This is a genomic window from Pseudomonas sp. MBLB4136 (assembly GCF_051904765.1).
GTDB lineage: Bacteria > Pseudomonadota > Gammaproteobacteria > Pseudomonadales > Pseudomonadaceae > Aquipseudomonas.
The window spans coordinates 2,664,493-2,683,117 of the sequence record NZ_CP196713.1 but is presented as its reverse complement, the minus strand read 5'-3'; the positions used below and the strand labels follow the sequence as shown (position 1 = coordinate 2,683,117).

The 18,625-nt window shown below is 66.7% G+C and carries 16 protein-coding genes; 2 read left to right on the top strand and 14 right to left on the bottom strand.

Translation table 11 applies throughout. The features are described 5' to 3' along the window. Positions 1–42: 42 nt before the first annotated feature. The 8 genes from ACSX1D_RS12215 to ACSX1D_RS12180 all read right to left on the bottom strand — a co-directional run bounded on the left by ACSX1D_RS12215 (position 43) and on the right by ACSX1D_RS12180 (position 8,630). A complete protein-coding gene (locus ACSX1D_RS12215) occupies positions 43–1,710 on the bottom strand; it encodes a protein kinase domain-containing protein (protein ID WP_439858764.1) in 1,668 nt (555 codons plus the stop codon). Between the two features lie 207 nt (positions 1,711–1,917). Then, entirely contained in the window at positions 1,918–3,129 is a 1,212-nt protein-coding gene (locus ACSX1D_RS12210; protein WP_439858763.1) for a nitrate/nitrite transporter, read from the bottom strand. A 442-nt stretch (positions 3,130–3,571) separates the two neighbouring features. Continuing rightward, entirely contained in the window at positions 3,572–4,054 is a 483-nt protein-coding gene (locus ACSX1D_RS12205) for a cytochrome C (RefSeq protein ID WP_439858762.1), read from the bottom strand. 60 nt (positions 4,055–4,114) lie between these two features. Next, the gene (locus tag ACSX1D_RS12200; protein ID WP_439858761.1) at positions 4,115–4,558 is read right to left on the bottom strand and encodes a thioesterase family protein; all 444 of its coding nucleotides are present in this window, start codon (positions 4,556–4,558) and stop codon (positions 4,115–4,117) included. Between the two features lie 86 nt (positions 4,559–4,644). Then, entirely contained in the window at positions 4,645–5,439 is a 795-nt protein-coding gene (locus ACSX1D_RS12195; RefSeq protein WP_439858760.1) for an ABC transporter ATP-binding protein, read from the bottom strand. Positions 5,440–5,463: 24 nt separating this feature from the next. Beyond that, positions 5,464–6,453 carry an ABC transporter permease gene (locus tag ACSX1D_RS12190; RefSeq protein ID WP_439858759.1) on the bottom strand — a complete coding sequence of 330 codons (990 nt, stop codon included), beginning with the start codon at positions 6,451–6,453 and terminating at the stop codon, positions 5,464–5,466. Positions 6,454–6,511: 58 nt separating this feature from the next. Continuing rightward, positions 6,512–7,900: a CmpA/NrtA family ABC transporter substrate-binding protein gene (locus ACSX1D_RS12185; RefSeq protein WP_439858758.1), complete on the bottom strand. Its 1,389-nt coding sequence runs from the start codon at positions 7,898–7,900 to the stop codon at positions 6,512–6,514. Positions 7,901–8,312: 412 nt separating this feature from the next. Then, a complete protein-coding gene (locus ACSX1D_RS12180; RefSeq protein ID WP_208707050.1) occupies positions 8,313–8,630 on the bottom strand; it encodes a transcriptional regulator in 318 nt (105 codons plus the stop codon). Between the two features lie 202 nt (positions 8,631–8,832). Here ACSX1D_RS12180 and ACSX1D_RS12175 point away from each other — a divergent pair, with 202 nt between their 5' ends. Then, positions 8,833–9,225, top strand: a complete 393-nt coding sequence (locus ACSX1D_RS12175; RefSeq protein WP_439858757.1) for a hypothetical protein — start codon at positions 8,833–8,835, stop codon at positions 9,223–9,225. A 48-nt stretch (positions 9,226–9,273) separates the two neighbouring features. Here ACSX1D_RS12175 and alaC read toward each other — a convergent pair whose 3' ends face one another. The 5 genes from alaC to acnB all read right to left on the bottom strand — a co-directional run bounded on the left by alaC (position 9,274) and on the right by acnB (position 16,793). After that, complete coding sequence (gene alaC / locus ACSX1D_RS12170) at positions 9,274–10,512, bottom strand: alanine transaminase (protein WP_439858756.1); 1,239 nt, start codon at positions 10,510–10,512, stop codon at positions 9,274–9,276. 121 nt (positions 10,513–10,633) lie between these two features. Then, entirely contained in the window at positions 10,634–11,998 is a 1,365-nt protein-coding gene (locus tag ACSX1D_RS12165; protein WP_439858755.1) for a pyridoxal phosphate-dependent decarboxylase family protein, read from the bottom strand. 185 nt (positions 11,999–12,183) lie between these two features. Beyond that, positions 12,184–12,762, bottom strand: a complete 579-nt coding sequence (locus ACSX1D_RS12160) for an ANTAR domain-containing response regulator (RefSeq protein ID WP_439858754.1) — start codon at positions 12,760–12,762, stop codon at positions 12,184–12,186. A 21-nt stretch (positions 12,763–12,783) separates the two neighbouring features. Next, positions 12,784–14,001, bottom strand: a complete 1,218-nt coding sequence (locus ACSX1D_RS12155) for a CmpA/NrtA family ABC transporter substrate-binding protein (RefSeq protein ID WP_439858753.1) — start codon at positions 13,999–14,001, stop codon at positions 12,784–12,786. Between the two features lie 191 nt (positions 14,002–14,192). Then, the gene (acnB, locus tag ACSX1D_RS12150; protein WP_439858752.1) at positions 14,193–16,793 is read right to left on the bottom strand and encodes a bifunctional aconitate hydratase 2/2-methylisocitrate dehydratase; all 2,601 of its coding nucleotides are present in this window, start codon (positions 16,791–16,793) and stop codon (positions 14,193–14,195) included. Positions 16,794–17,200: 407 nt separating this feature from the next. On the opposite strand from acnB, the gene ACSX1D_RS12145 reads away from it, so the two are divergent. Beyond that, complete coding sequence (locus ACSX1D_RS12145) at positions 17,201–17,665, top strand: DUF1289 domain-containing protein (protein WP_208707043.1); 465 nt, start codon at positions 17,201–17,203, stop codon at positions 17,663–17,665. A 50-nt stretch (positions 17,666–17,715) separates the two neighbouring features. On the opposite strand, the gene ACSX1D_RS12140 is transcribed toward ACSX1D_RS12145, so the two are convergent. Then, positions 17,716–18,621 carry a universal stress protein gene (locus tag ACSX1D_RS12140; RefSeq protein WP_439858751.1) on the bottom strand — a complete coding sequence of 302 codons (906 nt, stop codon included), beginning with the start codon at positions 18,619–18,621 and terminating at the stop codon, positions 17,716–17,718. Between the last annotated feature and the right edge of the window lie 4 nt (positions 18,622–18,625).

The window sequence follows — 18,625 nt, the reverse complement described above, 5'->3', positions numbered from 1 at the left end:
AGGCGAGTTGCGCCCTTATGGTGCATCGTCACGGCGTGGCGCCTAGCTCAGCAGCAGGACCAGCAGGGCCAGGTTGAGCAGCAGGGAAACCAGCGCCACCGTGCGCCAGACCAGCAGCGGCTCACGCTCCAGCAGCGGCCTGGGCCGGCTGCTGAGGGCCTGGCGCTCACCCTGTTCCAGGGCCAGCAGCCATTCCTCGGCGGTTTCATAGCGCTGCTGCGGGTCGGCGCTGACTGCGCGAGTCAGGCTCTCGTCCAGCCAGCTCGGCAGGTCGGGGCGATAGCGGCTGGCCGGCGTCGGCGTGCTGAAGCGCGGATGCTGGAAGGCCTCGATCTCGCCGTAGGGGTAGTGGCCGGTGAGCAGGTGGTAGAGGGTCACGCCGGCGGCGTAGAGGTCCTGACCGGGGTTGGGCGGGCTGCCGCCGAAGCATTCCGGAGCGATATAGCTGGGCGTGCCAGGCAGGCTGCCGGCCTCGTCCCGCGACAGCCCGGGGCAGTAGGCCAGGCCGAAATCCACCAGGCGCAGTTCGCCGTCATCGCCCCACAGCAGGTTCTCCGGCTTGATGTCGCGATGCAGGATATTGCGCCGGTGCAGCATGCCCACGGCCTTGAGCAGGCGCGGGGCGATGTCCAGCCACTCCGGCAGCGGCAGCGGGCCGGACAGGCGCAGGTGCTCGGCGAGGGTCTGTCCGGCGTACTCGCGTTGCAGGTAGTACAGGTGTTGGCGCTGTGGCAGCGGATGCACCTCGGCGAAGTGGCGGCCGGCCACGCGGCGCAGGAACCACTCCTCGAGCAGCAGCGCCGGCCCGGCCTGGGGCTCGTCGGCACGGGAGGGCGGCAGGGTCTTGAGCAGCCAGCGCCGCGCCTGGGCATCGCGCACCCGGTAGACCAGCGACTGGCGCGACTCGGCGAGCAGGCGGTCGACCTGCCAGCCCTCGAACGTCTGACCTTCGCGTAGCCGCGGCGGCAGTGGCCAGGCCGCGAGCTGCGCCAGGGTATCGGCCAGGTCGGTCTGCGGCAGACCCTCGACCCGCACCAGCAGGGCGCTGGCATTGTCCTGGCTGCCGGCCAGGTGGGCGGCGCTGACCAGTGCCCGCGAGGCCGCGGCGGGGTCTGGTTCGTCGTGCAGGATGCGCTGGATGCCCAGGTCGCCGAGCACCGCCCAGACCCCGTCGCTGACCAGCAGGAAGCTCTCGCCCGCGCGCAGCTCGCCGTCCAGGTAGTCCACCACCAGGTGCTGGTCCAGGCCCAGGGCGCGCTTGAGCACATGCTGCATGCCCGGCTGTTCCCACACATGGTCCTCACTGAGGCGTTCGAGCTGGCCGGCGTGCCAGCGATAGGCACGGCAGTCGCCGACATGCGCCAGGGTGAAGCGCCGGCCGCGCAGGACCAGGGCGGTGAGGGTGGTGAGCAGCGGCTGGCCGCCGCCATTGGCCTGCAGCCAGCGATTGTGGGCCACCAGCAGGCGGTCCAGCGACTGCGCCACCGCCCAGGTCTCCGGGGTGGCGTAGTAGTCCAGGGCCAGGGCCTGCAGGGTCGCGCGGGCGGCCAGGCCGCCATCGGCGCATTGGCTGACGCCATCGGCCAGGGCGAACAGGTAGCCCTTGCTCGCCGCCAGGGCCGGTGCCGGCGTCACCACGCGCAGGGCGTCCTGGTTCTCTTGTCGAGGGCCGGTGGCCGTGGCGTCGCCGAAGCTCAGTTGCAGGGCCATCATGGCTGTCCTGTAAGGGGAGGGCTGAGGCAAAGGCGAGACTGGGGCATGGCTGCGAGGGGCGGCCGTCGCCGGCTTTCCCCCTGTCCTGACCAGTGCATTGCCACCCTGCCGGGCAGCCCCGCCTTTGCCTCAGCCCTCCGTTTTGCCGGTAGGCTGAAAGCCTAGGGTGGATGAACAAGGCGTCATCCACCCTACGTTAGCCTGTTACACCCGCGCCGCGGTGACGGCAGCCGAGCCCCAGGTGGTGCGCCAGCGCTGCTTCACGCCGTACAGGCCGACCCAGGCCAGCAGGCCGAGGCTGGCGAACAGCCACAGGGCCAGCTGGTAGTCGCCGGTGTGCTGCTTGATCGCGCCCAGCCCCGCGGCCAGGAGGAAGCCGCCGACGCCGCCGGCCATGCCGATCAGCCCGGTCATCACGCCGATTTCCTTGCGAAAGCGCTGCGGCACCAGCTGGAACACCGCGCCGTTGCCGGCGCCGAGGCCGAGCATGGCGGCGACGAACAGGGCCAGGGCCGCCGTCGAGCTGGACAGGTTGAAGCCCACCGCGGCGATGCACAGCGAGGCGACGGTGTACATCATCAGCAGCGAGCGGATGCCGCCGATGCGGTCGGCCAGGGCGCCGCCCAGGGGGCGCAGCAGGCTGCCGGCGCAGACGCAGGCGGCGGTGTAGTAGCCGGCGGTGACCGGGTCCAGGCCGTACTGGTCGTTGAAGTAGCCGGGCAGGGCGCTGGCCAGGCCGATGAAGCCGCCGAAGGTGACGCTGTAGAAGAACATGAACCACCAGCTGTCGCGGTCGCCGAGGGCCTTGAGGTAGTCGGCCAGGGCCTTGGGCTTGGGCCGCTCCGGGGCGTTCTTGGCCACCAGGGCGAAGATCACCAGGGTGATCAGCAGCGGGATCAGCGCCCAGCCGAAGACGTTCTGCCAGCCGAACAGCGCGGCCAGGCCCGGGGCGAACAGTGCCGCCAGCACGGTACCGGAGTTGCCGGCGCCGGCGATGCCCATGGCCTTGCCCTGGTGCTGCGGCGGGTACCACTGCGAGGCCAGGGGCAGGGCGACGGCGAAGGCCGCGCCGGCGAAACCGAGGAACAGGCCGAGCAGCAAGGCGTGCTCGTAGGTCTGGATGCCGATCTGCCAGGCGGCGAACAGCGAACAGATGACCACCACCTGACCGATCAACCCGGCGCTCTTGGGCGACAGGCGGTCGGCGAGGAACCCCATGACGATGCGTAGCACGGCGCCGGCGAGAATCGGTGTGGCGACCATCAGGCCGCGTTGCTGGGCGGTCAGCTCGAGATCGGTGGCGATCTGCACGGCCAATGGACCGAGCAGGTACCAGACCATGAAACTCAGGTCGAAATAGAGAAAGGCGGCGAACAGCGTGGGGGCGTGACCGGCTTTCCAGAAACTCGTATTCATTCGAACACCTCATCGGCAAGAAAGGGTCCCGGTCGGGGCGCGGTAGACCGTGGTCGTGGACACGGTAGCCGCAGCCCGCCGGGGAGGCGCGGCACTTGTGGTGCCGCGCCCTGCGGCCGAAGCCACAGCTGGGTTGAGAGAGTTGCCCGCAAGGCCCCTGGATCACAGGGACATCGCCATCCCCAGACGCTGGGGCGGAAACGAAAAACGTCGCCTGACCCCGGTGCTGTTCAGCGCGGGGGGAGGCGACGTCTTTGTCGTTCGTGGGGCAGCCGCCATTGGCTACCTGTGAGGGGTAGTAGCAAAAGCTGCGCCAACCTTTCGAAGCGCGCGGAATCGGGGTCAGGGTTGCCCAGACGGGTTGGCGGGCGAGTCAAAATGGGGCGCGGGTGGCGATCATGCGCCGAGACGGGGCGTTGCGAGGCGGTGTTGGGGGGACCGCTCAATCCGCCGGTGGTGTCGGGAAGAGGACGACCGGGGCGGGCGGCGTCTGCCCGGGTGGCAGCGCGGCCGGTGCCGGCTCGCCGGCCGGACCGAGGTGCTTGACCAGGCGGTAGATGGCCAGCAGATCCTCGTCGGTCATGATGTGCAGCTTGTCGTTGGGCATCGGCGGGCGGTAGTTGGCGTTGCGCGCCAGGGTCAGCCACTGGCTTTCACTGAGGTACGGCAGCAGCAGGCGCAAATTGCTCGGGTAGGTGGTGCCCCAGGGGCCGCTCCAGCCGAGGCGATCGCCCTTGAGCCACTCGCTCTCGGGGATGGAGCCGGGGGCCATCAGGTAGCCGGCGGTGCGACAGTCATTGCAGCCGCCGATGTTGACCAGGTAGCGGCCGCGCTCGAGCTGCGCCTCATCGGCGAATGCACAGGGGCTGCAGCTCAGCAGGCTGGCGAGCAGGCTGTTCAAGGCAAAGCGGCGTTTGGCGGACATGGCGAACCTCGGACTGCGGGCGCCCTCGAGCGGCGCTGTCCCTAGGTATAGCGCAGGCGCTCAGTCCAGCCAGTTGACCTGGGGAAACAGGTCGCTGAAGGTCGCCGGCATCTGCACCACCTGGCCGCGGCTGTAGTCGAAGAACACGAAGCCCGACTTGGCCATGGCCACCAGGGTGCCATCGAGCGGGCGGCTGACGCGGAAGGTGATATCGCCGCCGTAGCGGTTGAAGTCCATCACCCCGACCTCGAACAGCAACTGGTCGCGGGCATGGGCTTCGGCGCGGTAGGTGGTGGCCAGGTCGGTGACGATGATGCCGACGCCGTCCTCGCGGGTTTCCTCCACGCCGAACTCGAACAGAAAGCGCGCCCGCGCCTCGGAAATCATCGAGATCATCGAATCGTTGCCCAGGTGGTTGGCGGCGTTGATGTCGGTGACCCGCACGGTGAGGTGGGTGCTGTAGCAGTACTGGTCTTCGGGGAACTCGAGTTTCAGGCGGGCCATGGCGGGATCTCGTTGCGGCTGGAGTTCGCGCCGCTCGGGCGCGCGGCGGCATTATACGCGCGCGCCCGGCCGTGGCGGCGCCAGGCTCAGGCCGCCGGGCGCTGCTGCTTCTGGTAGAGGAACTCCAGCACCGCCGCGCGGTACTCGTGGTAGCGCGCATCGTGGGCCAGGGCCATGCGCTCGCGTGGGCGCGCCAACTTGACCTCGAGGATGTCGCCGATGGTCGCCGCCGGGCCGTTGCTCATCATCACGATGCGGTCGGACAGCAGCACCGCCTCGTCGACGTCGTGGGTGATCATGATCACCGTGTTGCCGAGCTCGGCGTGGATCTCCATCAGCGAATCCTGCAGGTGGGCGCGGGTCAGGGCGTCGAGGGCGCCGAACGGCTCGTCCATCAGCAGCACCTTGGGCTGCATGGCCAGGGCGCGGGCGATGCCGATGCGCTGTTTCATGCCGCCGGAGATCTCGCTGGGGCGCTTGTCGCGGGCGTGGTTCATGTGCACCAGCGCCAGATTGTGCTCGATCCATTCGCGCATCTCTGCCTTGCTCTTGTGCCCCTGGAACACCTGGCGCACGGCCAGCTCGATGTTCTGGTAGCAGCTCAGCCAGGGCAGCAGGCTGTGGTTCTGGAACACCACGGCACGCTCGGGGCCGGGCGAGTCGACCTCGCGGCCGTCGAGGATCACCCCGCCGGTGCTGGCCTGGTGGAGGCCGGCGACGATGTTGAGGACGGTCGACTTGCCGCAGCCGGAGTGGCCGATCAGCGAGACGAACTCGCCCTTGGCGATCTTCAGGTTGACGTTCTGCAGGGCGCAATACAGGCCCTTGTCGGTGGGGAAGCTGATGCCGACGCCGGTCAGCTCGAGGTGTGCGGTTTGCATGGCGGACTCCTGAAGGTGGGGGGCTTAGCGCAGGTCGGCGTTCTTGTCCCAGCTGGCGCGGCGCTGCAGCAGGAGCATGAGACGGTCGAGGACGAAGCCGATCAGGCCGATGACGATCACCGCGACCATGATCCGGCCGAGGGAGTTGGAGCTGCCGTTCTGGAACTCGTCCCAGATGAATTTGCCCAGGCCGGGGTTCTGCGCCAGCATCTCGGCGGCGATCAGCACCATCCAGCCGGTGGCCAGCGACAGGCGCAGGCCGGTGAAGATCATCGGCACGGCGGCGGGCAGGACGATGCGCCGCACATGGGACAGCGGCGACAGGCTGAGCACCCGACTGACGTTGCGCAGGTCCTGGTCGAGGTTGGCCACGCCCACCGTGGTGTTGATCACCGTCGGCCACAGGCAGCACAGCGCCACGGTGATCGCCGAGGTGACGAAGGACTTGGCCATCATCGGGTCGCTGCTGGTGTACACGGCGCTGACCACCATGGTCACCAGCGGCAGCCAGGCCAGTGGCGAGACCGGCTTGAACACCTGGATCAGCGGGTTGACCGCGTTGTAGATCGGCTTGCTCAGGCCGCAGACGATCCCCAGCGGAATGGCCAGCAGGGAGGCAATGGCGAAGCCGGTCAGCACCGTGTAGAGGCTGGTGAAGATCTGCTTGAAGAAGGTCGGCTTGCCGGTATAGGGGCGAATCTTCACCTCGGCGTCGGGATTGTTCGCCAGCTTGGCGGCGTTGCGCGCCTCCTGGCGGGTGTAGAAGGCGTCGGCCTTGTTCATCTCGCGCTGGTGCTCGCTGACCAGGGCGCCGAACTGGCTGGCGACCTGGGCGGGACCGGGGAACTTGCCCAGGCTGGTGTCGATGCTGCCGGCGGCGAGCTGCCAGAACAGCAGGAAGGCCAGCACGCCGATCAGCGGCATCAACACGCTTGGCAGCCAGCGTTTGAAGGCGGCGCTGCGCGCCGACTTCAGGGTTTCCCGTATGGGTTGGGCGACGGCGGGGTTGCTCATCGTCTGATCCTCGAAGCAGGGGGAGCCGGAGGGTCCGGCTCCCTGGGCTATGGCTGGCTTACAGCGCGGAGTCGGCCTTCAGGCCAATGCTGAACTGGTTGATGTAGGCGTTCGGCTGGCGTCCGTCGTAGGTCAGGCCGTCGATGAATTCATTGGTGGGGGCGCGGAAGCCATCCTCGCCGGCGTCCGGGAAGTCCTCGGACTTGGCCATGCCTTCTTCCACCAGTTCGGCGGCGGCGCTGCGGTAGATCTCCGGCAGGTAGACCTGCTTGGCCACGTCCAGGTACCAGCTGTCCGGCTTGGCTTCGCCGATCTGCCCCCAGCGGCGCATCTGGGTCAGGTACCAGATGGCGTCGGAGTAGTAGGGGTAGGTGGCGTGGTAGCGGAAGAACACGTTGAAGTCCGGCACTTCGCGCTTGTCGCCCTTTTCGTACTCGAAGGTGCCGGTCATGGAGTTGGCGATCACCTTGGCGTCGGCGCCGACGTACTCGGGGCGCGAGAGGATCTGCACGGCCTCGGCGCGGTTGGCGTTGTCGTTCTCGTCCAGCCACATGGCGGCGCGGATCAGCGCCTTGACCAGGCGCTTGTGGGTTTCCGGGTTGGCCTCGGCCCAGGCCTTGGATACGCCGAAGACCTTCTCCGGGTTGTTCTTCCAGATCTCGTAGTCGGTGATCACCGGCACGCCGATGCCCTTGAACACGGCCTGCTGGTTCCACGGCTCGCCCACGCTGTAGCCATCGATGGTGCCGGCCTCCATGGTCGAAGGCATCTGCGGCGGCGGGGTGACCGAGAGCAGTGCGTCGGCGTTGATGGTGCCGGCGATGTCGCCCTTGGCCGGCGCGTAGTAGCCGGGGTTGATGCCGCCGGCGGCCAGCCAGTAGCGCAGCTCGTAGTTGTGGGTGGAGACCGGGAACACCATGCCCAGATTGAAGGGCTTGCCCTGGGCCTTGTACTGCTCGATCACCGGCTTGAGGGCATCGGCCTTGATCGGGTGTACCGGCTTGCCGTTCTCCATCGGAACGTGCTTCTTCATCTCTTCCCACACGGCATTGGACATGGTAATGCCGTTGCCGTTGAGGTCCATGGAGAAGGCGGTGACCACCTCGGCCTTGGTGCCGAAGCCGATGGTCGCCCCCAGCGGCTGGCCGGCGAGCATGTGCGCACCGTCCAGCTCGCCGGTGATCACCCGGTCCAGCAGCACCTTCCAGTTGGCCTGCGCTTCCAGGGTGACGTAGAGCCCCTCGTCTTCGAAGTAGCCCTTCTCGTAGGCGATGGCCAGGGGCGCCATGTCGGTCAGCTTGATGAAGCCGAGCTTGAGTTCGTCCTTTTCCGGATCGGCCGCCTGGGCGATCTGCAGGCTCAGGGGCGACAGCAGGATGGCGGCGGCGCAGCCCAGGCCGGCGACGGTCTTTTTCAGCAGGGAGCGGCGAGCGGTGAATGTACGCATGGTGATTCCTCTGGTCTCGAAAACGAAAAAAGACGTCGCGGACAAGCCGGCCCGGGGGAGCTGGTTGCCTTTGACGTCTTTGTCTATTCGTCTCGATCACCGCCGTTGGCGATCCGAAGACGTTTGCTGAGGAGGTAGTTGCAAGGGGCTTGCCAGCTTTCCCGAGGCGCCAGTTGCAAGCCCGGGCGCAGTGCCTCGGCGGCCTTCGCCGGCAGTCGGTGGCTGGAGATTAAAGTCTTCTAAAACAAATGGTTATGGAGGTGTTGCCGGCTGACTTGGCGGCTTCAGGGCGCGCAGCGGGGCGCTCGCGGGACTGCCAGGCGCTGCGCACTCGGCCCTGTTCTTGGGCGATCGCTGTGCGCCGTGCCCATGTCCCGAGCGCTTTTGGTTCGGTTTCGCAGGCGCCGCCGGCTTAGCGCACGGCCGGCTGCGCCCGGGCCTCCTCGACGAACTCCTTGAGCCACCTCAGCACGTCCACCGCGTCCCAGCGCGCCGGGTCGAACATGGCGTAGGCCAGGCCCTGATAGCCGACCACGTCCAGCTGCCTGTGGTAGCCGGCGCGCTGCAGCAGGGCCTCGATCTCGGCGAAGCAGGTATTGAAGTGCACGCGGTTGAAGGGCGTCTTGCCCTCGGTGACCAGGCCTTCGAGCTGCAGTTCCTCGACCGTCGCGCGAACCCGCTCCAGCGGCATGCGATTCACCGTGTGTTTCAGTTGCAGTACGTCCAGCATCGCTTTGCTCCTGATTGATGCACTGAATTGGCCGGCCCATGAGGCAGTCGAGGGCTGACCGATGACGGAAAACAGTCTACTGGAAAAATACTGTACATATAACCAGTATTGGGCAATAGTAAGACCGTCGCTTTCCTGAACTCACTCATTCGCCTGGTCCGCCCTAGCCGGATTGCGGTGCACTGCAGAGGAGCAAGTAGCAATGCAACAGAGCTTGATGACGATTGTGCTGTTGGCCCTGCTGGGCGGCTGCGCTCAGCCGCAGATCGAGCAACCCAGGGCCAACGGCAGCTACCTGGTGATCGAGAACGGCCAGGCCTGGGCGGTGCTGGTGTCCGATGGCAAGCGCAGCGAGGAGCGCGGCACGGTGGTCGATGCGATCAGGTTGCCCAGCGAGCATGCGCCGGTAGCCGCCAGCTACGTGATCGAGACAGCCAACTGCGGGCGCCTGCAATGGTTGAGCGAGCGGCGCGATGCCGCGGATGGCGTGACCAGCCTGATGTCGCTGCACGATAACAAGCGCTTGGGCGAGTCCGGCTGTGTGATCGGCGAGGGCCTGAGCCGGGTGTGGACGGTGCTGGACTATTCGGGATGAGGGGCCGTTGCGCGGCGGCATGGCTACCGCGCGCAACGGCTCAAGGCATCAGGCCTCTGGCGCCTTGCGGGATTTGCCCGACGCGGCCGGCAACAGGCCGTCGGCACGGAACATCGCCTTGATGCCGCGTAGCGCCTGGCGGATGCGGTCCTGGTTCTCGATCAGGGCGAAGCGCACATGATCGTCGCCGTAGTCGCCGAAGCCCAGGCCCGGTGAGACGCAGACCTTGGCCTCGGCCAACAGCTTCTTGGCGAACTCCAGCGAACCGAGTGCCGCGTAGTGCTCGGGAATCTTCGCCCAGACGTACATCGAGGCCCTGGGGTTCTGCACCATCCAGCCGATCTCGTGCAGACCCTTGACCAGCAGGTTGCGGCGCTGGCGGTACTGCTCGGCGATATCGCGCACGCATTGCTGGTCACCTTCCAGGGCGGCGATCGCGGCGACCTGCAGGGGGGTGAAGGTGCCGTAGTCGTGGTAGCTCTTGATCCGCGCCAGGGCGTTCACCAGCTCGGCGTTGCCGACCATGAAGCCGATGCGCCAGCCAGCCATGTTGTAGCTCTTGGACAGGGTGAAGAACTCCACGGCGATGTCCTTGGCACCCGGCACCTGCATGATCGACGGCGCCTTCCAGCCGTCGTAGACGATGTCGGCATAGGCCAGGTCGTGGATCACCAGCACGTCATATTGCTTGGCCAGGGCCACCACGCGCTCGAAGAAGTCCAGCTCCACGCACTGTGCGGTGGGGTTGGAGGGGAAGCCCAGGATCATCATCTTCGGCTTGGGGATCGACTCGCGGATGGCCCGTTCCAGTTCGGCGAAGAAGTCCACCCCGGGCACCAGTGGCACCGAGCGCACCTGGGCGCCGGCGATCACCGCGCCATAGATATGGATGGGGTAGCTGGGGTTGGGCACCAGCACGGTGTCGCCATGGTCCAGGGTGGCCAGCATCAGGTGGGCCAGGCCTTCTTTGGAACCGATGGTGACGATGGCTTCGCTGTCCGGGTCGATGTCCACCGCGTAGCGCTCCTGGTACCAGCGCGAGATGGCGCGGCGCAGGCGCGGGATACCGCGCGAGGTGGAGTAGCCGTGGGTGTCCTCGCGCTGGGCGACGGTGCAGAGCTTCTCGACGATGTGCGGCGGCGTGGGGCCGTCCGGGTTGCCCATGCTGAAGTCGATGATGTCCTCGCCGCGGCGGCGGGCGGCCATCTTCAGTTCGGCGGTGATGTTGAACACGTAGGGGGGGAGTCGATCGATGCGCGCGAAGCGGCGCGAAGCTTGATCAGCCATGCTGTCCTCGAAAACGTAAGCGCCCGGAACCGTCCGAGCGACGTTGGCCAGTGCGCTGGCCAGGCGGCGACGATAAGCGCAGCGCCTGGGGTTTGTCGAGTGGCTTGTCGGGCGACTGCACTCAGGCCGGCGTGCTGCGCTTGAGTTCGCCCAGCAGCTCGATCAGCACCTGGATGTCGGCATCGCGGGTGCGCCAGGAGGACAGGCTGAGGCGGAAGGCCGGACGCCCCTGCCAGATCGTCGGGCCGAACCACACCTGGCCGGAGGCCTGCGCCGCCTGGCGAATGGCCACGGTCTGCTCATCGCTGTCGGCACGCACCAGCACCTGGTTCAGCACGGCCCGGTTGAGCACCTGATAGCCCTGGGCACGCAGGCTTGCCGCCAGGTGGCCGGCCTGGCGGATATGCCGGTCGAGCATTTCGCGCAGACCTGCGCGGCCGAGGCTGGCGAGGGCGGCCCAGACCGCCACGCCGCGGGCGCGGCGGGAGAACTCCAGGGTGAGATTCTTCTGCGCATCCTTTGACGCCGTGGCGTAGGCCGCGTCGCTGTTCATCGCGGTGGCGAGGGCGTCGGCGTCGCGGCAGATGGCCATGGCGCTGTCGTAGGGGGTGTTCAGCCACTTGTGGCCGTCGGTGGTCCAGCTGTCGGCCAGCTCGACCCCGCTGGCCAGTTCGGCCGAGGAGGAGGCGCGGGCCCAGAGGCCGAAGGCGCCGTCGATGTGCACCCAGGTCCCGGCTGCCTTGGCCTGGGGGATCAGCTCGGCGAAGGGGTCGAACTCGCCGGTGTTCACCTCGCCGGCCTGCAGGCAGAGGATGGTCAGGTCATCCAGGGGCGGCAGTTGCTGAGGGTCGACGCGCCCATGGGCGTCGGTCGGCGCGACGATCAGCCGGTTCATGCCGAAGCCGAGGATGCGCAGGGCCTTCTTCACGGTGATGTGGCAGCTGGCGGAGACCACCACGCGCACTTCCGGGGCACCGACCAGGCCGTCGCCGTCGAAGTCCCAGCCCTGGCGGGCCAGGAGCTTGCGTCGCGCGGCGGACAGGCAGGCCAGGGTGCAGGCGGTGGCGCTGGTGCCGAAGCCCACGGCGCTTTCGCTCGGCAGGCCGAGCAGCTCGCATACCCAGCGCCCGGCGATGCGTTCCAGGGTGTCGGCCGCCGGCGAGTTGTCGAACGATGAGGCGCACTGGTCCCAGGCCAGCACCAGGCGCTCGGCCGCGGCGGCGGCGGGCAGGGTGGCGCCGATGACGAAGCCGAAGTAGCGCGGGCCGTTGCAGGCGACTGTGGCCGGCGAGCCGATCTCATCCAGGCGCCGCAGTACCTCGGCGGCGTCGACGCCGCGCTCGGGCGGCGCCTGATCGAGGGCTTGCAGGTCGGCGATGGCAGCCGGCCCGGGAAATACCGGGCGGCCGGGAATGCCGTCGAAGTAGTCGAGGGCGCGGCGGTCGGCCTCGGCCAGGAGTTGGCGCTCATCAAGGGTGCTGGTCATGCGGGCCTCGTCGTCGAGAACTGTGCGGGGCCTTCAGCATAGCCAGGCCCGCGGCGGCGCAGCAGGCACAACCCGGCCCCGAGATGGCCGTACAGCTCGCCCGGCGTAGTTCGCAACGGGGTACACAGTGGCGTTTCAGGCAGTACAGTTGCGCGCTGACGAGCGCTGGCGCTTCCGTGAGTCCCTCAGCCGCCGAGCATGTCGTGCATGGCGATGATCTGCTCGGCGACCTGGATCAGCTTCTGCTGACGGCTCATGGCCTGGCGGCGCATGAGGGTGTAGGCCTCTTCCTCATTGCAGCTCTTCATCTTCATCAGCAGGCCCTTGGCCAGCTCGATGCGCTTGCGTTCGGCCAGCTGCGCGTCGCGCGCCTGCAGCTGGGCGCGCAGGGCCTGGTCGCTCTCGAAGCGGGCCATGGCCACGTCGAGAATCGGCTGCAGGCGTTCGGCGTGGATGCCTTCGACTATGTAGGCGCTGACCCCGGACTGGATGGCCTGGCGCATGACCTTGGGGTCGTGCTCGTCGGTGAACATGACGATGGGCCGAGGCTGGTCGCGGCTCACCAGGACCACCTGTTCCATGACGTCACGGCCGGGGGATTCACTGTCGATCAGGATGACGTCCGGGCGGACCGCCTCGACCCGCTCGGGCAGGTCGATGGTCAGGCCGGATTCGTCGACCACCTCGAAGCCGGCTTCGATCAGGGCGGCCCGCAGTCGGCCAACCTTTTTCGGCGTGTCGTTGATCAGGAGGATGCGCAGCATGGTGGTATCGGTTTCCAGGGGTCAGAGGGCAGAGGCCTGGCGGACGTCGGCCAGGGCGTGCAGGGCGAAGCTGCGGGCATAGCCGGCGGGGTCGGCGCCATCCCAGGGCTTGCCATCGAGCAGCGTGGCGCTGCGCAGGGGCGATGCCGGCACCGCGATTCCCAGCGCCTCGGCAGCCTCATGATAAAGCTTAAGCTGCTGGACCCGGCGCGCCACCGCGAAATAGTCCGGGTCTTCGCGCAGCAGGCCCCAGCGGCGGAACTGGGTCATGAACCACAGGCCATCGGATAGATAGGGCATGTTCACCTTGCCCTCATCGAAGAAGCGCAGCGGATGGGCGTCGAGCCAGGCGTGGCCGTTGCCGTCTTCGTACTGGCCGAGAAAGCGCGGCTGGATGGCGTTCAGCGGCGCATCGACGTACTCGCTGGCGCTGAGCAGTTGTGCGGTGCTGCGCTTGTTCTCCTCGCTCTGATCGATGAAGCGGCTGGCTTCCAGCACCGCCATCACCAGGGCGCGGGCCGTGTTCGGGTAGGCGCTGACGAACGCCTGGGTGCAGCCCAGGACCTTTTCTGGATGATCCGGCCAGATCGATTGGCTGGTGGCCAGGGTGAAGCCCTTTCTTTCGGCAATCGCCTGGGCGCCCCAGGGCTCGCCGGCGCAGAAGCCGTCGATGCGTCCGGCCTGCAGGTGAGCGACCATCTGCGAGGGCGGTACGACGACCGTATTCACGTCGTCCAGCGGATGGATGCCCTGGCTGGCGAGCCAGTAATAGAGCCACAGGGCGTGGGTGCCGGTGGGGAAGGTCTGCGCCAGGGTGAGTTTCGCACTGTTTTGACGCACGCGAGCGCGCAGCGCCTCAGTATTGGTCACCCCGGCTTCCTGCAGGGGCTGGGAAAGGTTGATGCTCTGGCCATTCTGCGACAGGCCCATGAGTACGGCCATGTCCACCGGCGGCGTGCCGCCGATGCCCAGGTGCACCGCGTAGAGCAGGCCGTAAAGGCCCTGGGCGGCGTCCAGCTCGCCGCTTAGCAGCTTGTCGCGCAGGGTGGCCCAGGACGCCTGGCGCTGCAGGTTCAGGGTCAGGCCGTAGGGCTGAGCGAAGCCCTGGGTCGCGGCGACGATCAGCGAGGCCGAGTCGGTCAGGGCCATGAAGCCGATATCCAGAGCGCTCTTCTCCGGTGCATCGCTGCCGTTGACCCAGGCCAGCGCGTCGCTGCGGGGAATATCATGCTCGCTCATTGCACCTTTTCCTTGCTCAACTTCAAAGGTCGTCGGCCCCATCAGCGCCAGGACAGGGGGGATGAGGCCACTGTCTGCGGATCGATTGCGGCCCTGTTGAGTATCCATAAGCAAGCGATATGCCACGAATGGCGAACGCCAGGCATAAAAAAGCCCCGCACGGGGCGGGGCTCTTTCGACGCGGGTAACGCTTAGGCTTGAACGACCGGAATCTGGGCGTTGGCAGCGGCTTCGCGGAACTCGGCGATCTGGTCGAAGCTCAGGTAGCGGTAGACGTCGGCAGCCATGCTGTCGATGTCCTTGGCGTAGACCATGTACTCCTCGACGGTCGGCAGCTTGCCGATGATCGCGGCGACCGCTGCCAGTTCGGCAGAGGCCAGGTACACGTTGGCGCCATCGCCCAGACGGTTGGGGAAGTTACGGGTCGAGGTCGAGACCACGGTGGAGTTGGCGGCGACCCGTGCCTGGTTACCCATGCACAGCGAGCAGCCCGGCATTTCCATGCGCGCACCGGCCTTGCCGTAGATGCCGTAGTAGCCTTCCTCGGTCAGCTGGTGGGCATCCATCTTGGTCGGCGGCGACAGCCACAGACGGGTCGGAATGCCGCCCTTGACCTTGTCCAGCAGCTTGCCGGCAGCGCGGAAGTGACCGATGTTGGTCATGCACGAACCGATGAACACCTCGTCGATCTTGTCGCCGGCCACGGTGGACAGCAGACGGGCGTCGTCCGGATCGTTCGGTGCGCAGAGCACCGGCTCCTTCAGCTCGTTGAGGTCGATCTCGATGACTTCGGCGTATTCGGCGTCGGCATCGGCGCTCATCAGCTCCGGCTTGGCCAGCCAGGCTTCCATCGCCTGGGCGCGGCGTTCCAGGGTGCGGGCATCGCCATAGCCTTCGCCGATCATCCAGCGCAGCAGGGTGATGTTCGACTTCAGGTACTCGGCGATGGCCTTTTCCGGCAGCTTGATGGTGCAACCGGCGGCCGAACGCTCGGCGGAGGCGTCGGACAGCTCGAACGCCTGCTCGACGGTCAGCTCGTCGAGGCCTTCGATCTCCAGGATGCGGCCGGAGAAGGCGTTCTTCTTGCCCTTCTTCTCGACGGTCAGCAGGCCCTTCTGGATGGCGTAGTAGGGAATCGCATGGACCAGGTCACGCAGGGTGATCCCGGGCTGCATCTTGCCCTTGAAGCGCACCAGCACCGATTCCGGCATGTCCAGCGGCATGACGCCGGTGGCGGCGGCGAAGGCCACCAGGCCGGAACCGGCCGGGAAGCTGATGCCGATCGGGAAACGGGTGTGCGAGTCGCCGCCGGTGCCGACGGTGTCCGGCAGCAGCATGCGGTTCAGCCAGCTGTGGATGATGCCGTCGCCCGGACGCAGGGACACGCCGCCACGGGTGCGGATGAAGTCCGGCAGGGTGTGGTGGGTGGTGACGTCGATCGGCTTTGGGTAGGCCGCGGTGTGGCAGAAGGACTGCATCACCAGGTCGGCGGAGAAGCCCAGGCAGGCCAGGTCCTTCAGCTCGTCGCGGGTCATCGGGCCAGTGGTGTCCTGGGAGCCGACGGTGGTCATCTTCGGCTCGCAGTAGGTGCCCGGACGCACGCCGGTCACGCCGCAGGCCTTGCCGACCATCTTCTGCGCCAGGGTGAAGCCCTTGCCGCTGTCGGCCGGCTGCTCCGGCTTCTTGAACAGGTCGGAGCTGCCCAGACCCAGTTCGGCACGGGCCTTCTCGGTCAGGCCGCGGCCGACGATCAGCGGGATACGGCCGCCGGCGCGGACTTCATCGAGCAGCACCGGGGTCTTCAGTTCAAAGGTGGTGATGACTTCTTCAGTGCCGTGCTTGCACACCTTGCCGGCGTAGGGATAGACGTCGATCACGTCGCCCATGTTGAGGTTCGACACGTCGAACTCGATCGGAAGGGCGCCGGCGTCTTCCATGGTGTTGTAGAAGATCGGGGCGATCTTGGAGCCGAAGCAGAAGCCGCCGGCGCGCTTGTTCGGCACATAGGGGATGTCGTCGCCGAAGAACCACAGCACCGAGTTGGTGGCGGACTTGCGCGAGGAACCGGTACCGACCACGTCGCCGACGTAGGCGACCGGGAAGCCCTTGGCCTTGACCTCTTCGATCTGCTTGAGCGGACCGATGGCGCCTTGCTGCTCGGGCACGATGCCGTCGCGGGCCATCTTCAGCATGGCCAGGGCGTGCAGCGGGATGTCCGGACGCGACCAGGCGTCGGGCGCCGGGGACAGGTCGTCGGTGTTGGTTTCGCCGGGGACCTTGAACACGGTCAGGCTGTACTTCTCGGCGATCGCCGGGCGCTTGGTGAACCACTCGCCATCGGCCCAGGACTGCAGTACGGCCTTGGCGTGGCCGTTGCCGGCCTTGGCTTTCTCGGCGACGTCGTGGAAGGCGTCGAACATCAGCAGGGTGTGCTTCAGTTGCTCGGCGGCCACGCTGGCCAGTTCGGCGTCATCCAGCAACTCGACCAGGGTGGCGATGTTGTAGCCGCCCTGCATGGTGCCGAGCAGTTCGACGGCGCGCTGCTTGTTGATCAGCGGGGAAGCGGCTTCGCCCTTGGCCACGGCAGAGAGGAACCCGGCCTTGACGTAGGCGGCTTCGTCGACGCCTGGCGGCACGCGGTTGGTGATCAGGTCAACGAGGAATTGTTCTTCGCCAGCCGGCGGGTTTTTCAGCAGCTCGACCAGGCCTGCGGTTTGTTCGGCGTTCAGCGGCTGGGGCACGATACCCTGAGCGGCACGCTCTGCTACGTGTTTGCGATAGGCTTCAAGCACAGTTATTACCCTCATCAGTGGTCCCAAAGGGTTGTCCGGGACGCGTATCCAGAAAACTCCGAATCAAGCGCTTCGTGGCTTTTTGAGCCGCTCGGCCGAGATTTCAGGGATTTCTTCCAGAAGCTGCTTTCAAAGTTTTACGCCGGCAGGACGGGGTAGATGAGGGCTGGCGCAGACGCTTGAAGGGGGGTTCAAGAGCCGGCGCCAACATCGTACCTGCAGGATCGACTGTGCTCGTGACGCTTTGAAAACAGCTTCCAACGGACATTGGCGCCTATAAAAGGCGGGCTGATACTACTGCAAAGCGCGGGCAAAGTTAAGCGATTGCCGTCTGCCCGGTGGGGATGATCTGGCTTGGACAAAGGGCTAAGATGCCAGGCCGTTTCGCCTCTGACGCTGTTTTCGCCATGTCCAATCAACGCATCAAGACTCCCTGTGTAGGCCTGTGTTCGACCGTCTATGGCGACCTGGTGTGCCGCGGGTGCAAGCGTTTCCACCACGAAGTGATCCAGTGGAATGGCTACAGCGAGGAGGAAAAACAGGCGGTTTGGCGGCGCCTGGAGCTGCTGCTGGAGCAGGTGATGGTGGCCAAGCTGGAGGTCTTCGATGAGGGGCGTCTGCGCACGCAACTGGAGCAGCGCCAGATCCGATTCGTGGCACAGCAGTCGCCCTACTGTTGGGCGTACCAGCTGATTGCCCGTGGCGCACGGGTGATCAACCAGCTCGACGCCTACGGCATCGCGTTGCTGCCGGAGTTTCGCGACTGGGCCCTGCCCGAGTTGCGTGACGCCATCGACCGCGAGTTCTTCCTGCTGTCCGAGGCGCACTACGGTCGCTATATCGCACCCCGTTTCCTGCGCGAAGGCCAGTAGGCGCAGGCGAGTCGCCGGGGCGTGGGCTGCTGGCCTTCGGGCGTCCCCAGCTAGCGGGAACCGGCCAGGTGCACGTGCGGCAAATTCGATTTCTGCTCCAGGGGTTCGAGCAGGTGCACGTCCGCATCGTGGGGCTTGAGCACCAGTACGTCGCTGTCGACCCGGTCCAGCAAGGCTTCCGCCGTGTTGCCGATCAACATCCCGGACAGTCCCTTGCGCGCCACTGTGCCGATGACCGTGATGGCCGCTTCCAGCTCGTGGGCGTACTGCGCGATCACCGTTCTCGCCGAGCCTTCGGCCAGGTGCAGCTGGTGGTCACGCAGGCCGTATTCCTCCTGGAACCAGCGACTGCCTTCCCAGCACTGCGCCGCCTGGCCATCGAGCCTGGGGGCGCAGGGGTCGGCGGTCAGGTCGAAACCGCTGGAATAGGCGGTGACGGCGTGCAGCGTGCCGTGGAGCAGGGCGGCCAGGTCCACCGCATGGCCGATGATGCTGCCTTGCAGATCCAGATGCTGGCCTTCGTGATTGTCGACATCCATGGCCGCCAGGACCAGGCCGCCCTCCCAGGACCGTTCGGTCTTGGTCATCAACACCGGAACGGGGCAGTCGCGCAGCAATCGCCAGTCCTCGGGCGGAATAATCGATTTGGTCAGCGGGTTGTCCGGGTAGTGCTGCTTGACCACCAGATCGCAGGCGTGGGCCTTCTGCGCCGCGAGGATGGCACCGGTCGCATGCAGATGGTCACAGCGCTCCTGCTGCGTGGTGACGCTGAAGCCTTCGCCACTGAGCCGGGTATTCAGGCTGCGGAGCAGCGATCCATGATCCTGCCGCTGGTCGCAGAGCAGCAGGTGCAGATGGGCGTTGATACCGTGGGCTATGAGTTTGGCTCGCCTGAGCGCGAGGCTGTCGGAGTGCACCGGATTAAGCACAACCAGAATTCGGTGAATGCTTTGCATGGCT